The organism is Streptomyces sp. NBC_00569, from assembly GCF_036345255.1.
In the GTDB taxonomy this organism is placed as follows: Bacteria; Actinomycetota; Actinomycetes; order Streptomycetales; family Streptomycetaceae; genus Streptomyces.
This window is the reverse complement of record NZ_CP107783.1, coordinates 2,431,343-2,453,835: the sequence shown is the minus strand read 5'-3', so window position 1 is coordinate 2,453,835 and position 22,493 is coordinate 2,431,343. Positions and strand designations below refer to the sequence as shown.

General features: G+C 70.3%; 21 protein-coding genes. 20 read left to right on the top strand and 1 reads right to left on the bottom strand.

Annotated elements, in window-relative coordinates:
* Positions 1-163 precede the first annotated feature (163 nt).
* From OHO83_RS11200 to OHO83_RS11110, 20 genes are all read left to right on the top strand, one after another.
* Positions 164-1,978, top strand: a complete 1,815-nt coding sequence (locus tag OHO83_RS11200; protein ID WP_330280757.1) for a DUF5941 domain-containing protein — start codon at positions 164-166, stop codon at positions 1,976-1,978.
* Positions 1,975-2,727, top strand: a complete 753-nt coding sequence (locus tag OHO83_RS11195; RefSeq protein WP_330279372.1) for a phosphocholine cytidylyltransferase family protein — start codon at positions 1,975-1,977, stop codon at positions 2,725-2,727. Before OHO83_RS11200 ends, OHO83_RS11195 begins: the two co-directional genes overlap by 4 nt.
* The gene (locus OHO83_RS11190) at positions 2,715-3,782 is read left to right on the top strand and encodes an iron-containing alcohol dehydrogenase family protein (RefSeq protein ID WP_329433332.1); all 1,068 of its coding nucleotides are present in this window, start codon (positions 2,715-2,717) and stop codon (positions 3,780-3,782) included. Before OHO83_RS11195 ends, OHO83_RS11190 begins: the two co-directional genes overlap by 13 nt.
* Complete coding sequence (locus OHO83_RS11185) at positions 3,760-4,539, top strand: CDP-alcohol phosphatidyltransferase family protein (protein WP_266675504.1); 780 nt, start codon at positions 3,760-3,762, stop codon at positions 4,537-4,539. The genes OHO83_RS11190 and OHO83_RS11185 overlap by 23 nt, the downstream gene beginning before the upstream one ends.
* A gap of 8 nt (positions 4,540-4,547) precedes the next feature.
* Positions 4,548-5,420, top strand: a complete 873-nt coding sequence (locus OHO83_RS11180) for a glycosyltransferase family 2 protein (protein ID WP_382507714.1) — start codon at positions 4,548-4,550, stop codon at positions 5,418-5,420.
* Positions 5,421-5,515: 95 nt separating this feature from the next.
* Positions 5,516-6,445, top strand: coding sequence for an ABC transporter permease (locus tag OHO83_RS11175; RefSeq protein WP_266675506.1), 930 nt, complete (start codon positions 5,516-5,518; stop codon positions 6,443-6,445).
* Positions 6,438-7,235 carry an ABC transporter ATP-binding protein gene (locus tag OHO83_RS11170; protein ID WP_266675507.1) on the top strand — a complete coding sequence of 266 codons (798 nt, stop codon included), beginning with the start codon at positions 6,438-6,440 and terminating at the stop codon, positions 7,233-7,235. Before OHO83_RS11175 ends, OHO83_RS11170 begins: the two co-directional genes overlap by 8 nt.
* 427 nt (positions 7,236-7,662) lie before the next feature.
* The gene (gene hpnC, locus OHO83_RS11165) at positions 7,663-8,568 is read left to right on the top strand and encodes a squalene synthase HpnC (protein WP_330280756.1); all 906 of its coding nucleotides are present in this window, start codon (positions 7,663-7,665) and stop codon (positions 8,566-8,568) included.
* A complete protein-coding gene (hpnD, locus tag OHO83_RS11160) occupies positions 8,565-9,518 on the top strand; it encodes a presqualene diphosphate synthase HpnD (protein WP_330279371.1) in 954 nt (317 codons plus the stop codon). The genes hpnC and hpnD overlap by 4 nt, the downstream gene beginning before the upstream one ends.
* On the top strand, positions 9,515-9,664 hold the full coding sequence (locus OHO83_RS47015) for a DUF6380 family protein (protein WP_353963504.1): 150 nt from the start codon (positions 9,515-9,517) through the stop codon (positions 9,662-9,664). The genes hpnD and OHO83_RS47015 overlap by 4 nt, the downstream gene beginning before the upstream one ends.
* On the top strand, positions 9,661-11,076 hold the full coding sequence (gene hpnE, locus OHO83_RS11155) for a hydroxysqualene dehydroxylase HpnE (protein WP_384670877.1): 1,416 nt from the start codon (positions 9,661-9,663) through the stop codon (positions 11,074-11,076). Before OHO83_RS47015 ends, hpnE begins: the two co-directional genes overlap by 4 nt.
* Positions 11,073-12,203: a polyprenyl synthetase family protein gene (locus tag OHO83_RS11150; protein ID WP_266675509.1), complete on the top strand. Its 1,131-nt coding sequence runs from the start codon at positions 11,073-11,075 to the stop codon at positions 12,201-12,203. The genes hpnE and OHO83_RS11150 overlap by 4 nt, the downstream gene beginning before the upstream one ends.
* Before the next feature lie 104 nt (positions 12,204-12,307).
* Complete coding sequence (gene shc / locus OHO83_RS11145; protein ID WP_330279370.1) at positions 12,308-14,317, top strand: squalene--hopene cyclase; 2,010 nt, start codon at positions 12,308-12,310, stop codon at positions 14,315-14,317.
* Positions 14,317-14,976 (top strand): phosphorylase family protein, encoded by a 660-nt coding sequence (locus OHO83_RS11140; RefSeq protein ID WP_266675511.1) that lies wholly within the window; start codon positions 14,317-14,319, stop codon positions 14,974-14,976. The genes shc and OHO83_RS11140 overlap by 1 nt, the downstream gene beginning before the upstream one ends.
* Positions 14,977-14,981: 5 nt before the next feature.
* Positions 14,982-16,004: an adenosyl-hopene transferase HpnH gene (hpnH, locus tag OHO83_RS11135; RefSeq protein WP_116507572.1), complete on the top strand. Its 1,023-nt coding sequence runs from the start codon at positions 14,982-14,984 to the stop codon at positions 16,002-16,004.
* A gap of 7 nt (positions 16,005-16,011) precedes the next feature.
* Positions 16,012-17,211, top strand: a complete 1,200-nt coding sequence (gene ispG, locus OHO83_RS11130) for a flavodoxin-dependent (E)-4-hydroxy-3-methylbut-2-enyl-diphosphate synthase (protein WP_266675512.1) — start codon at positions 16,012-16,014, stop codon at positions 17,209-17,211.
* A gap of 26 nt (positions 17,212-17,237) precedes the next feature.
* On the top strand, positions 17,238-19,151 hold the full coding sequence (gene dxs, locus OHO83_RS11125) for a 1-deoxy-D-xylulose-5-phosphate synthase (RefSeq protein WP_330279369.1): 1,914 nt from the start codon (positions 17,238-17,240) through the stop codon (positions 19,149-19,151).
* The gene (locus tag OHO83_RS11120; protein ID WP_330279368.1) at positions 19,148-20,533 is read left to right on the top strand and encodes an aspartate aminotransferase family protein; all 1,386 of its coding nucleotides are present in this window, start codon (positions 19,148-19,150) and stop codon (positions 20,531-20,533) included. The genes dxs and OHO83_RS11120 overlap by 4 nt, the downstream gene beginning before the upstream one ends.
* Positions 20,534-20,619: 86 nt before the next feature.
* Positions 20,620-21,261, top strand: a complete 642-nt coding sequence (locus OHO83_RS11115; RefSeq protein WP_266675515.1) for a helix-turn-helix domain-containing protein — start codon at positions 20,620-20,622, stop codon at positions 21,259-21,261.
* Positions 21,258-21,431, top strand: coding sequence for a DUF6126 family protein (locus tag OHO83_RS11110; protein ID WP_266675516.1), 174 nt, complete (start codon positions 21,258-21,260; stop codon positions 21,429-21,431). The genes OHO83_RS11115 and OHO83_RS11110 overlap by 4 nt, the downstream gene beginning before the upstream one ends.
* 31 nt (positions 21,432-21,462) lie before the next feature.
* Here OHO83_RS11110 and OHO83_RS11105 read toward each other — a convergent pair whose 3' ends face one another.
* A complete protein-coding gene (locus OHO83_RS11105) occupies positions 21,463-22,260 on the bottom strand; it encodes a tyrosine-protein phosphatase (protein ID WP_266675517.1) in 798 nt (265 codons plus the stop codon).
* Positions 22,261-22,493: the final 233 nt, after the last annotated feature.

Genomic DNA, 22,493 nt, shown 5'->3' with positions numbered 1-22,493 from the left:
ACTCAGACCGCTCTTATCGGGCCGTAAACGGGCGGTGAACGTCCGCTTCTCATCATCCGATAGCCTCTGCCGACGTGCCGCCCGGCCGATCTCGGCCCGGGGCGCCCCCACCACGCCTGCGCCCGCTGCGCCGGCGTGCAGGCAATCCAAGGAGTGAGTTCGTCTGTCGACCGCCATCGTCACCGGTCAGCCGGTACCCGGGTCGTCGCTCGAGGGCGAGCTGCGGGCACTCGGCTTCGACGTGCGGCTCGCCCCGGACGCCGCACAGGCAGGGGCGGCGCTCGCCGCGGTCCCGGCAGGACAGCGGGTCGCACTCGTCGACGCGGGCTTCGTGGGTCACACCCACGCCCTGCGCCTCGGCCTCACCGACCCCCGCTTCGCCGCCTCGGCCGTCCCCGGAGCCGTCTCCGTACAGCCCGCGGCCCGCGAGGCGCTGACCGGCGCCCTGCGCGACGCCGCCCAGGGGTCTTCCCCGACGGACTCCGCTGCGCGGGCCGGCACCCTGGCCGGCGTGCTCGCCGACCGCGTCGCCGAGCGCCTGACCGCGTCCGGCACCGAGGTGCACCACCCCGAGCTCGGTGAGCTCGTCGCCGCCGTGCCCGCCGACCCGCAGGCCCGCAACGAGGCCCGCCAGGCGGTCGCCGCGGTCGACGACGAGGCGATCCGGCTGCGTACGGCGGTCAAGGCCCGCGACGGCTTCTTCACGACCTACTGCATCAGCCCGTACTCCCGCTACATCGCCCGCTGGTGCGCCCGGCGCGGTCTCACCCCGAACCAGGTGACGACCGCCTCGCTGTTCACCGCGCTGATCGCGGCGGGCTGCGCGGCCACCGGCACCCGCGCCGGCTTTGTCGCCGCGGGGCTGCTCCTCCTCTTCTCCTTCGTCCTGGACTGCACGGACGGGCAGCTCGCCCGCTACTCCCTGCAGTACTCGACGCTCGGCGCCTGGCTCGACGCGACCTTCGACCGCGCCAAGGAGTACGCCTACTACGCGGGCCTCGCGCTCGGCGCGGCCCGCGGCGGTGACGACGTGTGGGCACTCGCGCTCGGCGCGATGGTCCTGCAGACCTGCCGCCATGTCGTGGACTTCTCCTTCAACGAGGCGAACCACGACGCGACGGCCAACACCAGCCCCACCGCGGCCCTCTCGGACAAGCTCGACAGCGTCGGGTGGACGGTCTGGGTGCGCCGGATGATAGTGCTGCCGATCGGCGAACGCTGGGCCCTGATCGCGGTACTCACCGCGCTGACGACGCCGCGCATCACGTTCATCGTCCTGCTGATCGGCTGCGCCCTCGCGGCGACGTACACCACGGCCGGCCGCGTCCTGCGCTCGCTGACCCGCCGGGCCACCCGCACGGACCGGGCCGCGCAGGCCCTCGCGGAGCTCTCCGACAGCGGGCCGCTGAGTGAACTGCTCCAGCGCGCGGTGCGCGGTGTGCCTCGTCACATGGCCCCGGCGATCGCGGCGCTCGGCGCCCTGGCCCTCGTGCTCGCCACCGCGCTGTCGGGCTACGGCAGCTGGTGGCCCGTCCTCGGCGCCGCCGTCTACGCGCTGACCTCCGCCGCGGCCGTCTCGCGCCCCCTCAAGGGCCCCCTCGACTGGCTGGTCCCTCCCGTCTTCCGCGCCGCCGAATACGGCACGATCCTGCTCATCGCAGCGAAAGCGGACGTGAACGGAGCGTTGCCGGCGGCTTTCGGACTGGTGGCCGCGGTCGCCTACCATCACTACGACACGGTGTACCGCATCCGCGGTGGCACCGGCGCGCCCCCGCACTGGCTGGTCCGGGCGATCGGCGGGCACGAGGGCAGGACGCTGGTGGTCACCGCGATCGCCGTGCTGCTCACCGCAACAGATTTCACCGTCGCGCTCACGGCGCTCGCCGGGTTCGTGGCACTCGTGGTGCTCGCCGAGAGCATCCGCTTCTGGGTCTCTGCTGGAGCACCCGCCGTACACGATGAAGGAGAACCCGCATGATCGGCCTCGTCCTGGCCGCCGGCGCAGGCAGCCGGCTCCGCCCCTACACCGAGACGCTCCCCAAGGCGCTCGTGCCCGTCGCGGGCGAGGGAACCGAGAACGAGCTCTCCGTCCTCGACTTCACCCTGAAGAACTTCGCCGAGATCGGCCTCACCGAGGTCGGCATCATCGTCGGCTACCGCAAGGAGGTCGTCTACGAGCGCCAGGCGGCGCTCGAGGCGAAGTACGGCCTGAAGCTGACGCTGATCGAGAACGACGTCGCCGAGAAGTGGAACAACGCCTACTCCCTGTGGTGCGGCCGTGACGCCATCAAGCACACGGTGATCCTCGCCAACGGCGACACGGTGCACCCGGTCTCCGTGGAGAAGACGCTGCTCGCCGCCCGCGGCAACGGCAAGAAGATCATCCTCGCCCTGGACACCGTCAAGGACCTGGGCGACGAGGAGATGAAGGTCGTCGTGGACCCCGAGACGGGCGTCCAGAAGATCACGAAGCTGATGGAGCCGTCCGAGGCCACCGGCGAGTACATCGGCGTCACCCTCATCGAGGGCGAGGCCGCCGACGAGCTGGCCGACGCCCTGAAGGCCACGTACGAGCGTGACCCGCAGCTGTACTACGAGGACGGCTACCAGGAGCTCGTGAACCGCGGCTTCAAGGTCGACGTCGCCCCGATCGGCGACGTGAAGTGGGTCGAGATCGACAACCACGACGACCTCGCCAAGGCCCGGGAGATCGCGTGCCAGTACTGACCCGGCTCATGCCGAGTCCGGTCGTCGTCGACATCCGGGCCGGCGCGCTGGACGACCTCGCCACCATCCTCACCGACCAGCGCATCGCCCCCACCGGCAAGCTCGCCTTCGCGATCAGCAATGGCGCTTCCGGCAAGGTCCTCAGGGAGCGGTTCGCACCGGCGTTCCCGGGCGCGGACTGGTTCGACGACGCGGACGGCACCATCGACGGCGCCGTCAAGCTCGCCGACTCGATAAAGAAGGCGGGCCGCTACGACGCGGTGGTCTCGCTGGGCGGTGGCAAGGTCGTCGACTGTGCGAAGTACGCGGCGGCCCGGGTGGGCCTGCCGCTGGTGGCCGTTGCCACGAACCTCGCGCACGACGGTCTGTGCTCTCCGGTCGCGACGCTGGACAACGACGCGGGCCGTGGCTCGTACGGTGTGCCGAGCCCGATCGGCGTGGTCATCGACCTCGACGTCATCCGGGACGCCCCCGCCCGGTTCGTCCGGGCCGGCATCGGCGATGTCATCTGCAAGATCTCCGCCGTCGCCGACTGGGAGCTCTCGCACGAGGTCAACGGCGAGCAGGTCGACGGCCTGGCCGCCGCCATGGCCCGCCAGGCCGCGCACGCGGTGCTGCGGCACCCGGGCGGCATCGGTGACGACGACTTCCTCAGCGTGCTCGCCGAGTCGCTGGTGATGTGCGGTCTCGCGATGTCCGTGGCCGGGGACTCGAGGCCCGCCTCGGGCGCCTGCCACGAGATCTGCCACGCCTTCGACCTGCTCTTCCCCAAGCGCAACGCGCAGCACGGGGAGCAGTGCGGGTTCGGCGGGGCGTTCGCCACGTTCCTTCGCGGTGATCACGACACCGCGAAGGACATGGTCGAGACGCTGCGCCGGCACGGCCTGCCGGTCCTCGCCAAGGAGATGGGCTACAGCGACCAGGACCTCGTGGACGCGGTGCTCTTCGCCCCGCAGACGCGCCCCGGCCGCTACACGATCCTCGAGCACCTCAACCTCAACGCCGACCAGATCAGGGACGCCTACGCCGACTATGCAAAAGCCATCAGTAGCTGAGCTGCGCCCGGTCGTTCACCCCGCGGGGGTGAAGGACCGGCGCAGCGGCGAGCACTGGGGCGGCCGGCTCTACATGCGCGAGATCTCGCTGCGCATCGACCGCCACCTCGTGAACACCAAGGTCAGCCCCAACCAGCTGACCTACCTGATGACCGTCTGCGGCGTCCTCGCGGCCCCCGCACTGCTGGTCCCGGGTATCTGGGGTGCCGTCCTCGGCGTCGTCGCGGTCCAGCTGTACCTGCTGCTCGACTGTGTCGACGGCGAGATCGCCCGCTGGCGCAAGCAGTACTCGCTCACCGGCGTCTGGATGGACCGTGTCGGCGCGTACCTGACCGATGCCGCGGTCCTCGTGGGCTTCGGTCTGCGCGCCGCCGACCTGTGGGGTTCCGGCCGGATCGACTGGCTGTGGGCCTTCCTCGGCACGCTCGCCGCGCTCGGCGCCATCCTGATCAAGGCCGAGACGGACCTGGTCGGCGTGGCCCGCGCGCAGAGCGGCAAGGAGCAGGTCAAGGAGTCCGCGTCCGAGATCCAGGCCTCCGGCATGGCGCTCGCCCGCAAGGCGGCGTCGGCGCTCAAGTTCCACCGCCTCATCCTCGGCATCGAGGCGTCGCTGCTGATCCTGGTCCTCGCGATCGTCGACCAGATCCGGGGCGACCTGTTCTTCACGCGCCTGGGCGTGGCGGTCCTGGCCGGCATCGCGCTGCTCCAGACCCTGCTGCACCTGGTGTCCATCCTGGCGTCGAGCAGGCTGAAGTGAGTACGCGGATGAAGGTCGGCGCGGTGATCATCACCATGGGCAACCGCCCCGAGGAGCTGCGCGCCCTCCTCGACTCCGTCGCCAAGCAGGACGGCGACCGGGTCGAGGTGGTCGTGGTCGGCAACGGCTCCCCGGTCCCCGACGTCCCCGCCGGTGTCCGTACCGTCGAACTGCCCGAGAACCTCGGTATCCCGGGCGGCCGCAACGTCGGCATCGAGGCCTTCGGGCCCTCGGGCTCCGACGTGGACGTGCTGCTCTTCCTCGACGACGACGGCCTCCTGCCGAACACCGACACCGCTCAGCTGTGCCGCGAGGCCTTCGAGGCCGATCCGAAGCTGGGCATCGTCAGCTTCCGGATCGCCGACCCGGAGACCGGTGTCACCCAGCGCCGTCACGTCCCGCGCCTGCGCGCCGCCGACCCGATGCGCTCCTCGCGCGTCACCACGTTCCTCGGCGGCGCCAACGCGGTGCGCACCAGCGTCCTCGCCGAGGTCGGCGGCCTGCCCGACGAGTTCTTCTACGCCCACGAGGAGACCGACCTCGCCTGGCGTGCCCTCGACGCGGGCTGGATGATCGACTACCGCGCGGACATGGTGCTGCACCACCCGACGACGGCTCCTTCCCGGCACGCGGTCTACCACCGTATGGTCGCCAGGAACCGGGTCTGGCTCGCCCGCCGTAATCTGCCCGCGCTCATCGTCCCCGTCTACCTCGGGGTCTGGCTGCTCCTCACGCTCGCCCGCCGCCCCTCCGGACCTGCGCTCAAGGCCTGGTTCGGCGGGTTCAAGGAAGGCTGGACGAGCCCGTGCGGCCCCAGGCGTCCCATGAAGTGGCGTACGGTGTGGCGCCTGACCCGACTGGGCCGACCTCCCATCATCTGACAAGCTCGTGTCTGAGAGCATTCGGCCCGTACCCCGGTCCCTGGCCCGTGCCTACCCGACCAGGCTGCGCACTTTGAAGACGAAAGTTTCCACTAGTGAGTGAGACAACGCATGACGGCGGTGTCGCGGTGACCGCGCGTCCGTCGCCCGACGAGGGGCTGTCCCCGGCCGACCTGGCCACCAAGTACGGTCTGACCGTCAGTGGTGCCAGGCCGGGCCTGTTCGAGTACGTCCGCCAGCTGTGGGGGCGGCGTCACTTCATCCTCGCCTTCTCGCAGGCGAAGCTCACCGCCCAGTACAGCCAGGCCAAGCTCGGCCAGCTCTGGCAGGTGGCGACGCCGCTGCTGAACGCGGCCGTGTACTACCTCATCTTCGGCCTCATCCTGCACGCCAGCCGGGGCATGTCGATGGACGTGTACATCCCGTTCCTGGTCACGGGCGTCTTCGTCTTCACCTTCACGCAGAGCTCGGTGATGGCGGGCGTGAGGGCGATCTCGGGCAATCTGGGCCTGGTGCGCGCGCTGCACTTCCCACGGGCCTCGCTGCCGATCTCGTTCGCGCTCCAGCAGCTCCAGCAGCTGCTGTTCTCGATGATCGTCCTGTTCATCGTCGCGGTCGGCTTCGGCAGCTACCCGGGTCTGTCCTGGCTGCTGATCATCCCGGTGCTCGCGCTCCAGTTCCTCTTCAACACCGGACTCGCGCTGATCATGGCGAGGTTGGGCTCGAAGACCCCGGACCTGGCGCAGCTGATGCCGTTCGTGATGCGTACGTGGATGTACGCGTCCGGCGTGATGTTCTCCATCCCGATCATGCTGGCCGACAAGCCCGCGTGGGTCGCCGACCTGCTGCAGTGGAACCCGGCCGCCATCTACATGGACCTGATGCGCTTCGCGCTCATCGACGGATACGGCTCCGGGAACCTGCCGCCGCACGTGTGGGCGGTCGCGGCCGGCTGGTCGGTGCTGGTCGCCGTCGGCGGCTTCGTCTACTTCTGGAAGGCAGAGGAGCGGTACGGCCGTGGCTGACGAAGACATCCTGGGCAAGAACGCAGGCAAGGGACACATTCCGACCGTCATCGCGGACGGGCTGCACATCGTGTACCGCGTCAACGGCGCCAAGACGGGCAAGGGCAGCGCGACCTCCGCGCTGAGCCGCATCGTCAAGCGCGGCGACGAGCGCGGGGTCCGCAAGGTGCACGCCGTCAAGGGCGTCACCTTCACCGCGTACCGCGGCGAGGCGATCGGCCTGATCGGCTCGAACGGGTCCGGCAAGTCGACCCTGCTGCGCGCGATCGCCGGGCTCCTGCCGGCGGAGAAGGGCAAGGTCTTCACCGATGGCCAGCCCTCGCTCCTCGGTGTGAACGCGGCGCTCATGAACGACCTGACGGGCGAGCGGAACGTCATACTCGGCGGGCTCGCGATGGGTATGTCCCGCGAGCAGATCCGGGAGCGTTACCAGGAGATCGTCGACTTCTCGGGCATCAACGAGAAGGGCGACTTCATCACGCTCCCGATGCGCACCTACTCCTCCGGCATGGCGGCGCGGCTGCGCTTCTCCATCGCGGCGGCCAAGGACCACGACGTCCTCATGATCGACGAGGCCCTGGCCACGGGTGACCGCAAGTTCCAGAAGCGCTCCGAGGCCCGCATCCGCGAGCTGCGCAAGGAGGCCGGCACGGTCTTCCTCGTCAGCCACAACAACAAGTCGATCCGCGACACCTGCGACCGCGTGCTCTGGCTGGAGCGCGGCGAGCTGCGTATGGACGGTCCGACAGCTGAGGTACTCAAGGAGTACGAGAAGTTCACGGGCAAGTAGCCGGGGCGGCCCCCCGGGCAACCCTGTGCACCCGTCTCGCGTCTCAAGGCCCCGTCGGGATCTCTTCGGCGGGGCCTTGATATGCATGTAGATGGCAACTGATTCCCGCCGAGGTCAAGTGGAGGTCAACTTCCTTGCGTGCAGGGAATCTTGGGGTCGATCGGTGTGTTGTTGTGATCTGCAGCAAACCCCGTCGGGGCGGGGCCGGTTGTGCAACGTAAGCTGTACCGGTGCCGATTCGCGGCAAAGGGGCGATAATGCGCGACACCCTGACTCAGGGGTCGGTCTGCCGCGCGTAAGGGTGGGCGGCGTGTCCGAAATAGGATGTTTTGGGTCAGCAGTGTAGAACGGGAGATGTGACGGCAATGGCTATGGAAACTCTCCAGCTCCACGATGCTTTCGCCGTCCTAGTACCGGGCAGCGCGTGGTGACGGGATCATCGGGAGCGCCCGCCGGGTCCCCGGCCGGGGCGACACTCGACAAGGCCGCCGACGAGAACTTTCCGGTGGCCCCCTTTTTCCTGCCCCGGGACTGGCGCGACGACCTGATGGCGGTCTACGGCTTCGCCCGCCTCGTCGACGACATCGGTGACGGCGACCTCGCTCCCGGCGGTGCCGACGCCCGCCTCCTGGGCGTGTCACCCGAACGGGCCGACGGGGACCGGCTGGCTTTGCTCGACGCTTTCGAGACCGACCTTCACCGGGTGTTCGAATCGACCCCCCGTCACCCCCTCCTGCGCGCCCTGCAGCCCACCGTGCACCGCCGTGGCCTCACCCCCGAGCCCTTCCTCGGCCTCATCGAGGCCAACCGCCAGGACCAGCTGGTCACGCGCTACGAGACCTACGACGACCTGCTGGCCTACTGCGAGCTCTCCGCCAATCCGGTCGGCCGCCTCGTCCTCGCGATCACCGGCACCGCGACCCCCGAGCGCATCCGCCGCTCGGACGCCGTGTGCACCGGCCTGCAGATCGTCGAACACCTTCAGGACGTCGGCGAGGATCTGCGGCAGGGGCGCATCTACCTGCCCGTCGAGGACATGAAACAGTTCCATGTCCAGGAGTCCGACCTCGCCGCTCCCACGGCGGGCGCATCGGTGCGCGCCCTGGTCGCGTTCGAGGCCGAACGCGCCCTCGGTCTCCTGAATGAAGGCACCCCCCTCGTGGGTAGCGTCCACGGCAGGTTGAAGCTGCTGCTTGCCGGGTTCGTGGCAGGGGGGAAGGCGGCGGTCAGCGCGATCGCCGCCGTTTCGTACGACGTACTTCCTGGACCGCCCAAGCCCACCAAGCTCCGGTTGCTGCGTGAGGTGGGAGCGACTCTGCGAGGAGAGGGGTGAGCCGGACCGTGGAGTCAGACCAGCACGTGTCGGCAGCGGTACTCGCCGCGTACAGCTACTGCGAGACCGTGACCGGACAGCAGGCACGTAACTTCGCCTACGGCATCAGGCTGCTGCCGACGGCCAAGCGGCGTGCCATGTCGGCGGTGTACGCGTTCTCGCGCCGCGTCGACGACATCGGCGACGGTGCGCTGCCGCCGGACGTCAAGGCCGACCGGCTCGACGAGACCCGGGCACTGCTCGCCCGGGTGCGCGACGGCGACGTGGCGGAGGACGACACCGACCCGGTGGGCGTCGCCCTCGCGCATGCCGCGCACCAGTTCCCGATCCCGCTCGGCGGCCTCGACGAACTCATCGACGGCGTCCTCATGGACCTGCGCGGCGAGACGTACGAGACCTGGGACGACCTGAAGGTCTACTGCCGTTGCGTCGCCGGCGCCATCGGCCGGGTCTCGCTCGGCATCTTCGGCACCGAGCCGGGCGCGCGCGGCGCCGAGCGCGCCTCGGAGTACGCGGACACGCTCGGGCTCGCGCTCCAGCTCACCAACATCCTGCGTGACGTGCGGGAGGACGCGGCGGACGGCCGCACCTACCTGCCCGCCGACGACCTCGCCAAGTTCGGCTGCTCGGCCGGCTTCGACGCCCCGACACCGCCGGCGGGCTCGGACTTCGCGGGCCTCGTGCACTTCGAGGTGCGCCGCGCCCGCGCCCTGTTCGCCGAGGGGTACCGGCTCCTTCCGCTGCTCGACCGGCGCAGTGGCGCCTGCGTCGCCGCCATGGCGGGCATCTACCGGCGCCTTCTCGACCGCATCGAGCGCGAGCCCGAGGCCGTCCTGCGCGGCCGTGTCTCGCTCCCCGGGCGCGAGAAGGCGTACGTCGCCGTGCGCGGCCTGTCCGGTCTCGACGCCCGCAGCGTCTCCCGGCAGCACCTCAGGAGGCGTGCCCGATGAGCGCCTCCGACAGAGCGGTCCGCACCGACGGGAAACGGCGGGCAACCCTCCACGCCGACGCGGCGTCCATGACTTCAGCGGCTTGCCGTGCGTCTTTCAACCATCGCGCGCACACTGACGGAACGGCCGGAGGGGAGGGCGCATGAGCACCGGGAACATGCGGCCCGACGGGCCGGGCGCGGACACCGCCGAAGCAACCGGACGGCAGACCGCGGTCGTGGTCGGCGGCGGTCTCGCCGGGACCACGGCCGCACTCGCGCTCGCCGACGCGGGCCTCGACGTCACCCTGCTCGAAGGGCGCCCGAGGCTGGGCGGTCTCGCGTTCTCCTTCAAGCGCGGCGACCTCACCATCGACAACGGCCAGCACGTGTACCTGCGCTGCTGCGCCGCCTACCGCTGGTTCCTCGACCGTATCGACGGCGCGGCCCTGTCGCCCCTTCAGGAACGTCTCGACGTACCCGTCCTCGACGCCGACAGGAACCGGCTCGGCAGACTGCGCCGCACCGCGCTGCCCGTACCGCTGCATCTCGCCGCGAGCCTCGCCACGTATCCGCACCTCTCGCTCGCCGAGCGCGCCAACGTAGGGCGTGCCGCGCTGGCCCTCAAGGGGCTCGACCTGGGCGATCCTGCCCTGGACGAACGGGACTTCGGCAGTTGGCTGGCCGAACACGGCCAGTCGCGGCGCGCCGTCGAGGCCCTCTGGGACCTGGTGGGCGTCGCCACTCTGAACGCCGTCGCCGGAGAGTCCTCGCTCGGGCTCGCCGCCATGGTGTTCAAGACCGGGCTGCTGTCCGAACCGGGCGCGGCCGACATCGGCTGGGCGCGCGTCCCCCTCGGTGAACTTCACGACACTCTCGCCCGCAAGGCGCTCGACTCCGCGGGTGTACGCACCGAACTCCGTACACGCGTCACCTCCATCTCCCGTACCGAGAACGGACGTTGGAGCGTGGAGGTTCCCGGGGAGCGGATCGCGGCGGACACCGTCGTCCTCGCCGTGCCCCAGCGCGAGACGTACGACCTGCTGCCCGACGGAGCGCTCGACGACGCCGAGCGGCTGCTCGCCATCGGGACCGCGCCGATCCTCAACCTGCACGTCGTCTACGACCGCAAGGTCCTCAAGCGGCCCTTCTTCACCGCGCTCGGCTCGCCGGTGCAGTGGGTCTTCGACCGTACGGAAGCGTCCGGGCTCACCGAGGGGCAGTACCTCGCGGTGTCGCAGTCGGCCGCGCAGGACGAGATCGACGAGCCCGTCGCCGTGCTCCGCGAGCGCTACCTGCCCGAGTTCGAGCGGCTGCTGCCCGCCGCTCGGGGCGCGAAGGTACACGACTTCTTCGTCACCCGGGAGCGCACGGCGACCTTCGCGCCGGCCCCCGGTGTCGGCGCGCTGCGGCCCGCGGCCCGCACCAACGCCCCCGGCCTGTACCTGGCCGGCGCGTGGACCGCCACCGGGTGGCCCGCGACCATGGAAGGCGCGGTACGCAGCGGTGTCAGCGCCGCTGATGCCGCTCTCGCCGCACTCGACCGCCCACGCGGTCATCTGTTCCGGGAGGCGGCATGAAGCTCGATCTCCAGGGGGCGGACCATCCGGCCCCCGGCGACGCAACAAAAGGAGACCCTGTGCCCGCTGTGCCCTCGGCCGAACCGGCCGCCGACGCGGTGGACGTGACCGCGCTGCTCGAGCGCGGCCGGACCCTGGCCACCCCGGTGCTGCGGGCCGCCGTGGACCGCCTCGCGCCCCCGATGGACACCGTCGCCGCCTATCACTTCGGCTGGATCGATGCCCAGGGCAACCCGGCCGACGGCGACGGCGGCAAGGCGGTGCGCCCTGCGCTCGCCGTGCTGTCCGCCCAGGTCCCCGGCGCGGCGCCCGAGGTGGGCGTGCCCGGCGCGGTCGCCGTCGAGCTCGTGCACAACTTCTCGCTCCTGCACGACGACCTGATGGACGGCGACGAACAGCGCCGCCACCGGGACACCGTCTGGAAGGTGCACGGTCCGGCGCAGGCCATCCTCGTCGGCGACGCGCTCTTCGCCCTCGCCAACGAGGTGCTCCTCGAGCTCGGCACCGTCGAGGCCGGCCGCGCCACGCGCCGTCTGACCGCCGCCTCGCGCGCCCTGATCGACGGGCAGGCGCAGGACATCAGCTACGAGCACCGCGAGCGGGTCACCGTCGAGGAGTGCCTGGAGATGGAGGGCAACAAGACCGGCGCCCTGCTGGCCTGTGCCTCCTCCATCGGCGCCGTGCTCGGCGGCGCCGACGACCGGACCGCGGACCAGCTGGAGAAGTACGGCTACCACCTCGGCCTCGCCTTCCAGGCCGTCGACGACCTGCTCGGCATCTGGGGCGACCCGGAGGCCACCGGCAAGCAGACCTGGAGCGATCTGCGCCAGCGCAAGAAGTCCCTGCCCGTCGTCGCCGCGCTCGCCGCGGGCGGCCCCGCGTCCGAGCGGCTGGGTGAACTCCTCGCCGCCGACGCCAAGAGCATCGACTTCGACACCTTCTCCGAGGAGGAGTTCGCGGCCCGCGCCGCCCTCATCGAGGAGGCCGGCGGCCGCGAGTGGACCGCCGAGGAGGCGCGCCGGCAGTACGCCGTCGCCATCGAGGCCCTTGACTCCGTCCAGATGCAGGACCACGTACGGGCGCAGTTCGTCGCGCTCGCGGACTTCGTCGTCGTACGAAAGAGATGATCACTATCGGCCGTATATGACTCGCAGTCGCCGGCCGGTGTCCATCCAGGGCATCGGCCGACGGCGGACCCAGCAGAGATCGAGCACTGCACGAAGGGGAAGCCATGACAGCGACGACCGACGGAAGCAGCGGAGCGGCAGCTCCCGGAGCGACCTCGGCCACCACTGCCCAATTGACCGAAACGAGCCCCGGGGCGGCCGGGACGCACGACGCCGCCAGCCGCGCCGTCCAGCGCGCCACGGACTTCCTGCTCGCCCGGCAGGACGCCCAGGGCTGGTGGAAGGGCGACCTCGACACGAACGTCACGATGGACGCCGAGGACCTGCTGCTGCGCCAGTTCCTCGGGATCGGGGACGAGGCGACCACCCGCGCCGCCGGCCTCTTCATCCGCGGTGAACAGCGCGACGACGGCACCTGGGCCACGTTCTACGGCGGCCCCGGCGAACTCTCCACCACCATCGAGGCGTACGTGGCCCTGCGCCTGGCCGGGGACGCCCCCGACGCGCCGCACATGGCGAAGGCCTCCGCCTGGATCCGGGAGCGGGGCGGCATCGCCGCGAGCCGCGTCTTCACCCGCATCTGGCTGGCCCTGTTCGGCTGGTGGAAGTGGGACGACCTGCCCGAACTACCCCCGGAACTCCTCTACTTCCCGAAGTGGATGCCGCTCAACATCTACGACTTCGGCTGCTGGGCCCGCCAGACCATCGTGCCGCTCACGGTCGTCTCCGCGAAGCGCCCCGTACGGCCCGCACCCTTCCCGCTCGACGAGCTGCACACCGACGCACGGAACCCGAACCCGGCCAAGCCCCTTGCCCCGCTGGCGAGTTGGGACGGAGCCTTCGAACGGCTCGACAAGGCGATGCACCTGTACCGCAAGGTCGCGCCGCGCAGGCTGCGCAAGGCGGCCATGAACTCGGCCGCCCGCTGGATCATCGAGCGCCAGGAGAACGACGGCTGCTGGGGCGGCATCCAGCCCCCGGCGGTGTACTCCGTCATCGCCCTCCACCTGCTCGGCTACGACCTCGAACACCCCGTGATGAAGGCGGGGTTGGAGTCCCTCGACCGGTTCGCCGTGTGGCGCGAGGACGGGGCCCGGATGATCGAGGCCTGCCAGTCACCCGTGTGGGACACCTGCCTGGCCGTGATCGCCCTCGCCGACGCCGGCCTGCCCGCCGACCACCCCCGGCTGGTCAAGGCCGCCGACTGGATGCTCCGGGAGCAGATCGACCGGCCCGGCGACTGGTCCGTACGCAGGCCCCAACTCGCCTCCGGCGGCTGGGCGTTCGAGTTCCACAACGACAACTACCCCGACATCGACGACACCGCCGAGGTCGTCCTCGCGCTGCGCCGCGTCCGGCACCCGGACACCGTGCGCATGGAGAAGGCCATCGAGCGCGGCGTGCGCTGGAACCTCGGCATGCAGTCGAGGAACGGCGCCTGGGCCGCCTTCGACGTCGACAACACCAGCCCGTTCCCCAACCGGCTGCCGTTCTGCGACTTCGGCGAGGTCATCGACCCCCCGTCCGCGGACGTCACGGGGCACGTGGTGGAGATGCTCGCCGTCGAGGGCATGTCGCACGACCCGCGCACCCGGCGCGGCATCGAGTGGCTGCTCGCCGAACAGGAGCCGAACGGCGCCTGGTTCGGCCGCTGGGGCGTCAACTACGTGTACGGGACAGGGTCGGTGCTGCCCGCCCTGACCGCCGCCGGGCTGGCCCCCTCGCACCCCGCGGTCCGCCGCGCCGTCGCCTGGCTCGAATCCGTCCAGAACGACGACGGGGGCTGGGGCGAGGACCTGCGTTCCTACCGCTACGAGGACTGGAAGGGCCACGGCGTCTCGACCGCCTCGCAGACCGGCTGGGCGCTGATGGCGCTCCTGTCGGCGGGGGAGCGGGACTCCAAGGCCGTCGAGCGGGGTGCCGCCTGGCTGACCGAGACCCAGCTGGAGGACGGCACCTGGGACGAGCCGTACTTCACCGGTACCGGCTTCCCGTGGGACTTCTCGATCAATTACCACCTCTACCGCCATGTCTTCCCGCTCACGGCACTCGGCCGGTACGTCCATGGGGAGCCGTTCTCCGACCAGGCGTCGCTGCCGGGCAAGGGGAGCTGATGGCCCGATCCCCGGCGGCCCCGCGCCCGCCGGACACCGCCCCGCTGCTGGTCGCCTGCGCGCTCGGCATCGAGCACCTCGCCCTGCGCACCGGCGCCCGCACCGGAGCACCGGCCCCCGTGACCGTGCTGCGCACGGGCATGGGCCCCAAGGCGGCCGAGCGGTCCGTGGCCAAGGTCCTCGAGGACCCCGCCCTGCGGGACGCGGCGGTCGTCGCGACCGGCTTCTGCGCCGGCCTCGCTCCCGGGATGCACCCGGGGGATCTGGTCGTCGCCGAGGAGACCCGCGACCCGTACGGCTCCACGCCGTGCGCCGGCACGGAACTCCTCGTCAAGGAGCTGATCAGGGCGGTACCGGGACGGACCGTGCACACCGGTCCGCTCACCGGATCCGACCATGTCGTGCGGGGACACGAGCGCGGCGACCTGCTCGCCACGGGCGCGATCGCCGTGGACATGGAGTCCGCGTCCACGCTGCGCACGGCGGCCGCGCGGGGCCCGCGTCCGGTTGCGGCCGTCCGGGTGGTCGTGGACGCTCCAGAACATGAACTCGTCCGTATCAGCACGGTGCGCGGTGGAATATCAGCTTTCCGCGTTCTTCGTGCCGTGCTTCCCGCATTTTTCGAATGGCACCGTTCTTTGTTGCTCCCTCGGAGGTGAGCCAGATGGCCATGCCGCTTCGTCAGTCCATCAAGGTCGCGACGTACCTCTTTGAACAGAAGGTTCGCAAGCGCGACAAGTTCCCGCTCATTGTCGAACTGGAGCCGCTGTACGCCTGCAACCTCAAGTGCGAGGGCTGCGGAAAGATCCAGCACCCCGCCGGAGTGCTGAAGCAGCGGATGCCCGTGGCGCAGGCCGTGGGCGCCGTCCTGGAGTCCGGCGCGCCGATGGTGTCCATCGCCGGCGGCGAGCCGCTCATGCACCCGCACATCGACGAGATCGTCCGGCAGCTGGTGGCGAAGAAGAAGTACGTCTTCCTCTGCACGAACGCGTTGCTCATGCGCAAGAAGATGGACAAGTTCACGCCCTCGCCGTACTTCGCCTTCACGGTGCACATCGACGGGATGCGTGAGCGTCACGACGAGTCCGTCGCCAAGGAAGGCGTCTTCGACGAGGCGGTGGAGGCGATCAAGGAGGCCAAGAAGCGGGGCTTCCGCGTCACCACGAACTCCACCTTCTTCAACACGGACACCCCGCAGAACATCATCGAGGTCCTGAACTACCTCAACGACGACCTCGAGGTCGACGAGATGATGCTCTCGCCCGCCTACGCCTACGAGAAGGCGCCCGACCAGGAGCACTTCCTGGGCGTGGAGCAGACCCGTGAGCTCTTCAAGAAGGCCTTCGCGGGCGGCAACAGGCGCCGCTGGCGCCTCAACCACTCGCCGCTGTTCCTCGACTTCCTCGAGGGCAAGGTCGACTTCCCGTGCACGGCGTGGGCGATCCCGAACTACTCGCTCTTCGGCTGGCAGAAGCCCTGCTACCTGATGGCGGACGGGTACGTGACCACGTACAAGGACCTCATCGAGAAGACCGACTGGGACGCCTACGGGCGCGGCAAGGACGAGCGCTGCAACAACTGCATGGCGCACTGCGGGTACGAGCCGACGGCAGTCCTCGCCACGATGGGCTCGCTCAAGGAGTCGATCCGTGCCGCCCGCGAGACCGTCTCCGGAAACCGCGGGTGACACCGCCATGACCTCCGGAGAGCCCAGGGGGGGTCTGGGGGGTTCCCCCCGGACAGTCACAGCACTGGGGCTCCCTTCGCTGCCGGTCCGACCGATCGCCGACCGCAGAACGAGTCGGCAGATCCACGTCGGACCGGTGGCAGTGGGGGGCGGAGCGCCGGTGTCCGTGCAGTCGATGACGACGACACGGACCTCGGACATCGGGGCCACGCTGCAGCAGATCGCCGAACTGACGGCGTCCGGCTGCCAGATCGTGCGGGTGGCGTGCCCCACGCAGGACGACGCGGACGCGCTCGCGACCATCGCGAGAAAGTCGCAGATTCCCGTGATCGCGGACATCCACTTCCAGCCGAAGTACGTCTTCGCCGCCATCGAGGCGGGCTGCGCCGCGGTCCGGGTGAACCCGGGCAACATCAAGCAGTTCGACGACAAGGTCAAGGAGATCGCGCAGGCGGCCAAGGACCACGGCACCCCGATCCGCATCGGCGTGAACGCGGGCTCGCTCGACGCCCGGCTCCTGAAGAAGTACGGCAAGGCCACCCCCGAGGCGCTCGTCGAGTCCGCCCTGTGGGAGGCGTCCCTCTTCGAGGAGCACGGCTTCCGCGACATCAAGATCTCGGTCAAGCACAACGACCCGGTCGTGATGGTGAACGCCTACCGGCAGCTCGCCGCGGCCAGCGACTATCCGCTGCATCTCGGTGTGACCGAGGCGGGTCCGGCCTTCCAGGGCACCATCAAGTCGGCTGTCGCCTTCGGGGCGCTGCTGAGTGAGGGGATCGGCGACACGATCCGCGTCTCGCTGTCCGCGCCGCCGGTCGAGGAGATCAAGGTCGGCATCCAGATCCTGGAGTCGCTGGGCCTTCGGGAGCGGCGTCTGGAGATCGTGTCGTGCCCGTCGTGCGGGCGGGCGCAGGTCGACGTCTACAAGCTGGCCGACGAGGTCTCCGCGGGCCTCGACGGGATGGAGGTGCCCCTTCGGGTCGCCGTCATGGGGTGTGTGGTGAACGGTCCCGGCGAGGCGCGCGAGGCGGATCTCGGCGTCGCGTCGGGCAACGGCAAGGGCCAGATCTTCGTGAAGGGCGAGGTCATCAAGACCGTCCCCGAGTCGAAGATCGTCGAGACCCTCATCGAAGAGGCGATGAAGATCGCCGAGCAGATGACGGACGCCGGGGTGGCCTCGGGCATCCCCGACGTCACCGTGAGCTGAGGAACAACCGGAGAGGGGGCCCGAGCGTGACAATTCTGGAAAGCATCCGGGGGCCGCGCGATCTGAAGGCGCTGAGCGAGGAACAGCTCGACGAACTGGCCGCGGAGATCAGGGAGTTCCTGATCCACGCGGTCGCGAGGACCGGCGGTCACCTGGGACCCAACCTCGGGGTGGTGGAACTCTCGATGGCCCTGCACCGGGTCTTCGAGTCGCCGGTCGACCGGATCCTGTGGGACACCGGCCACCAGAGCTACGTGCACAAAATGCTGACAGGACGCCAGGACTTCTCGAAGCTGCGCGGCAAGGGGGGCCTGTCCGGCTACCCCTCGCGCGAGGAGTCCGAGCACGACGTCATCGAGAACAGCCACGCGTCCACGGCGCTCGGCTGGGCGGACGGCCTCGCCAAGGCCAACCAGGTCCTGGGGGAGCGGGGCCATGTCGTCGCGGTCATCGGCGACGGTGCGCTCACCGGCGGCATGGCCTGGGAGGCGCTCAACAACATCGCCGCCGCCAGGGACCGCCCGCTGATCATCGTCGTCAACGACAACGAACGGTCCTACGCCCCGACCATCGGCGGCCTCGCCAACCACCTGGCGACCCTGCGCACCACCGACAGCTACGAGAAGGTCCTCGCCTGGGGCAAGGACGTCCTGCTGCGCACCCCTGTCATCGGGCACACCGTGTACGAGTCCCTGCACGGCGCCAAGAAGGGGTTCAAGGACGCCTTCGCGCCGCAAGGCATGTTCGAGGACCTGGGGCTCAAGTACGTGGGGCCCATCGACGGGCACGACCTGGGCGCGGTCGAGTCGGCGCTGCGACGCGCGAAACGGTTCCACGGGCCGGTGCTCGTGCACTGCCTCACCGAGAAGGGCCGCGGCTACGAGCCCGCCCTCGCGGACGACGCCGACCGGTTCCACACCGTCGGCGTGATGGACCCGCTCACCTGTGAGCCCCTCGCGCCGTCCAACGGCCCGTCCTGGACCTCGGTGTTCGGCGACGAGATCGCCCGCATCGGACGGGAGCGCGACGACGTCGTGGCGATCACCGCGGCGATGCTGCACCCGGTCGGACTCACCAAGTTCGCCGAGGAGTTCCCCGGCCGGGTGTGGGACGTGGGGATCGCCGAGCAGCACGCGGCGGTCTCGGCGGCCGGGCTCGCGACCGGCGGCCTCCACCCGGTCGTCGCCGTCTACGCCACCTTCCTCAACCGCGCCTTCGACCAGCTCCTCATGGATGTCGCGCTGCACAACTGCGGTGTCACCTTCGTCCTCGACCGGGCCGGCGTGACCGGCGTCGACGGTGCCTCGCACAACGGCATGTGGGACATGTCCGTCCTCCAGGTCGTCCCCGGACTGCGCATCGCCGCGCCCCGCGACGCCGAGCAGCTGCGGGCGCAGCTGCGCGAAGCGGTCACCGTGGACGACGCCCCGACGCTGATCCGCTTCCCGAAGGAGTCGGTGGGCCCCGAGATCCCGGCGGTCGAGCGGATCGGCGGCCTCGACGTACTGCACCGGGCCGACGCCCCGGACGTCCTTCTGGTCTCCGTCGGCGTGATGGCGCCGGTGTGCCTCCAGGTCGCGGAACTCCTGGAGGCGCGCGGCATCCACTGCACGGTCGTGGACCCGCGATGGGTCAAACCCGTCGACCCGGACCTCGCGCCGCTCGCCGCACGGCACCGGCTCGTCGCCGTCGTCGAGGACAACAGCAAGGCGGCCGGCGTCGGCTCCGCCGTGGCGCTCGCGCTCGGCGAGGCCGAAGTCGACGTACCCGTACGGCGGTTCGGGATCCCCGACCAGTTCCTCGCGCACGCCAAGCGCGGCGAGGTGCTCGCCGACATCGGGCTCACGCCCGTCGAGATCGCCGGGCGGATCGGCACGAGCATGGCCCTGAGGGCCGAGACCGCGGCCCTGGTGGCCGGCAAGGAGAGCGACGACGTATGAGCAAGGAGTTCGATCTCGCAAGACTCCTGGCCGACCGCGGCGCCGAGCGCTACGAGCTGCACGCCAAGTACCTCAACCACCAGCTCCCGCGCATGCTGCACACCATCGGCTTCGACAAGGTCTACGAGCGGGCGGAAGGCGCCTACTTCTGGGACGAGGACGGCAACGACTACCTGGACATGCTCGCCGGGTTCGGCGTGATGGGCCTCGGCCGGCACCACCCCGTCGTCCGCAAGGCGCTCCACGACGTCCTCGACGCCTCGCTCGCCGACCTCACCCGCTTCGACTGCCAGCCGCTGCCGGGCCTCCTCGCCGAACGGCTCCTCGCGCACAGCCCGCACCTGGACCGGGTCTTCTTCGGCAACAGCGGCACGGAGGCCGTCGAGACGGCACTGAAGTTCGCCCGGTACGCCACGGGCAGGTCCAGGGTCCTGTACTGCGGTCACGCCTTCCACGGGCTGACCACCGGGTCCCTGTCCGTGAACGGCGAGTCCGGATTCCGGGACGGCTTCGCGCCGCTCCTGCCGGACACGGCGGTGCCGCTCGGTGACCTCGACGCCCTGCGCGTGGAGCTCGCCAAGGGCGACGTGGCCGGGCTGATCGTCGAACCGATCCAGGGCAAGGGCGTCCACGGGACGCCGCCCGGCTATCTGCGCGCCGCCCAGGAGCTGCTCCACCAGCACAAGGCTCTGCTCATCGCGGACGAGGTGCAGACGGGCCTCGGCAGGACGGGCGACTTCTACGCCTACCAGCACGAGGACGGCGTCGCACCCGACCTCGTATGCGTGGCGAAGGCGCTCTCCGGCGGCTACGTGCCCGTCGGCGCGACCCTCGGCAAGGACTGGATCTTCAAAAAGGTCTACTCGTCCATGGACCGCGTCCTCGTGCACTCGGCCAGCTTCGGCTCGAACGCGCAGGCCATGGCCGCAGGGCTCGCCGTGCTCTCCGTGATGGAGAACGAGGAGGTCGTCGCGAACGCCAGGGCCACCGGTGAGCTCCTCAAAGCCCGGCTCACCGCGCTCGTCGACCGCTACGAGCTGCTGAGCGACGTACGCGGCCGCGGCCTGATGATCGGCATCGAGTTCGGGCGGCCGAAGTCGCTGAAGCTGCGCAGCCGCTGGACGATGCTCCAGGCCGCGCGCAAGGGTCTCTTCGCGCAGATGGTCGTCGTGCCGCTGCTCCAGAAGCACCGGATCCTCACGCAGGTCTCCGGCGACCACCTGGAGGTCATCAAGCTGATCCCGCCGCTGATCATCGGGGAGCGTGAGGTGGACCGCTTCGTCGAGGCGTTCACCGCCGTCATGGACGACGCGCACTCGGGTGGCGGGCTGATGTGGGACTTCGGCAAGACGCTGGTGAAGCAGGCGGTCGCCAACCGCTGACCGCTTCGTAGGGGCGCTCCTCAAAGCCGTTTGCCTCTGGGGCAATAAATTTGCCCCAGAGGCACGGCTCTGGCTCAATCAACGGTATGAGCCCTGCCCCTCCGGAGCCGGCTCCGGAACCCACGGAGCTGCCCGCCGTCGCCCCGCAGCTGCGTGAACTCCGGCGCCGCGCCGCCCTGACCCTGGAGGCCGCGGCCCGCGCCGCCGGGCTCTCGCCCGCGCACCTCTCGCGTCTGGAGACGGGCCGCCGTCAGCCCTCGCTCCCGATGCTGCTCGCCCTCGCCCGCACCTACGGTACGACGGTCTCCGAGCTCCTGGGGGAGACGCCCGCCGACAGGGACGCCGTCGTGCGCTCCGGCGCCATGGAGCCCACCGAGGCGGGCGGCTGGATCTACCGGCAGGTGGGCGCCCCAGGGCGCGGCATGCAGGCCTTGCGCGTGCATGTGCCGTTCGGCGCCCAGGGCGACATCGTGCGCGTCCACCCCGGTGAGGAGTGGCTGTACGTCCTCGAAGGGCGGCTGCGGCTGCGCCTCGGGGACACCGCGTACGCGCTCGCGCCGGGGGACAGCGCGCACTTCGACTCGCTCACCCCGCACCGGATCGCCGCCGCCGACCGCGACGGCGCCGAGCTCCTCTTCGTACACACCCTGCTGCAGAGCCCGTCCGCCGCGCTGTGTCTCGGCCCGGCGACGGGCGGCGGCGACCAGCCCCAGGGAGGCCTTCGATGAACGCAGAACCGGACGACATGACCGAGCCGCAGCGCCGGCCCGCACGGCGTGACATAGAGGACAAGCTCCCGCGCGGCATCTGGGTGCGCCTGCTCGTCTACGTCTTCGCCGGGCACCTCGTCGCGGGCTTCATCTATCTGCTGTTCACGCTGGGGGCGTCGCGCGGGTGACGCCCCCAGCGGCCGGTGAGCGTCGGTCGACTCAGTCGAGGAGGCGCTCGCGCAGCCGCTCGCGCCCGGCGGAGGTCAGCTTGAGGCCTTCCTCCAGGTAGCGGTCGGTGGAACCCCAGGTCTGCTCGACCTGCTCGAAGGCGGCCGCCAGATACGTGGCGCGGGCGTCGAACAGGGGGCTCAGCAGCTCCATGACCTCGGGGGACATCGCGTCCTTCGAGGCGCTGCTGCGGTGGACCTTGTAGCGGCGGTGCGTCGCGTTCGACTCCAGGTAGTCGGCCTCGATGGCGTCGCGCTCCACACCCACGGCCAGGAGCGTGACCGCTATCGACAGACCCGCGCGGTCCTTGCCGGCCGCGCAGTGCATGAGTGCCGGAACGCTGTCCTCGGCGAGGGAGTGCAGGACCTGGCTGTGTTCGGCGGTGCGCTCGGTGATGATCGCCCGGTACGACGTGATCATGCGGTTCGCGGCCTGGCCCTCGGCGAGGGCGGCGCGCAGGTCGTCGAGGTTGCCGTCGCGGACCATCTGCCAGAACTCGGCGCCGTCCGCCGGGTCGGTCAGCGGCAGATTCACGTTCCGCACGCCGGGCAGCGTGACGTCGGGGCCTTCGAGGCGCTGGTCGGCGGCGTTGCGGAAGTCGAAGATCGTGTGCAGCCCGAGCGAGGAGAGGAACGCGGCGTCCTCATCCGTGGCGTGCGCGAGGTGACCACTGCGGAACAGCACGCCCTGCTTGACCCGTCGGCCGTCCACGGTCGGGAGACCACCGACATCGCGGAAGTTGCGCACTCCGGCCAACTCGGGCTCGGTGGACGGGACCTGCTGCGTCACGGGGGCTCCTCCCGGTCGACCGCGGCGCTGCTCGCCTGCGGGCGCCTTCGACGATACGACATGGCTGCCGGGGGCAACCATGTGAGAAGAGGCCGGCGATTGCGTGCTGAATGCCCGAAATAAGCAGGTAAGTAGGCAATAGGGCGTTACGAGATAACTAACCCCGAAATGAGGCCATATGGTGGCCGATAGGTGAGCAGGGTCATAGCGGTGACCGTGTGTGGCGACGGGCC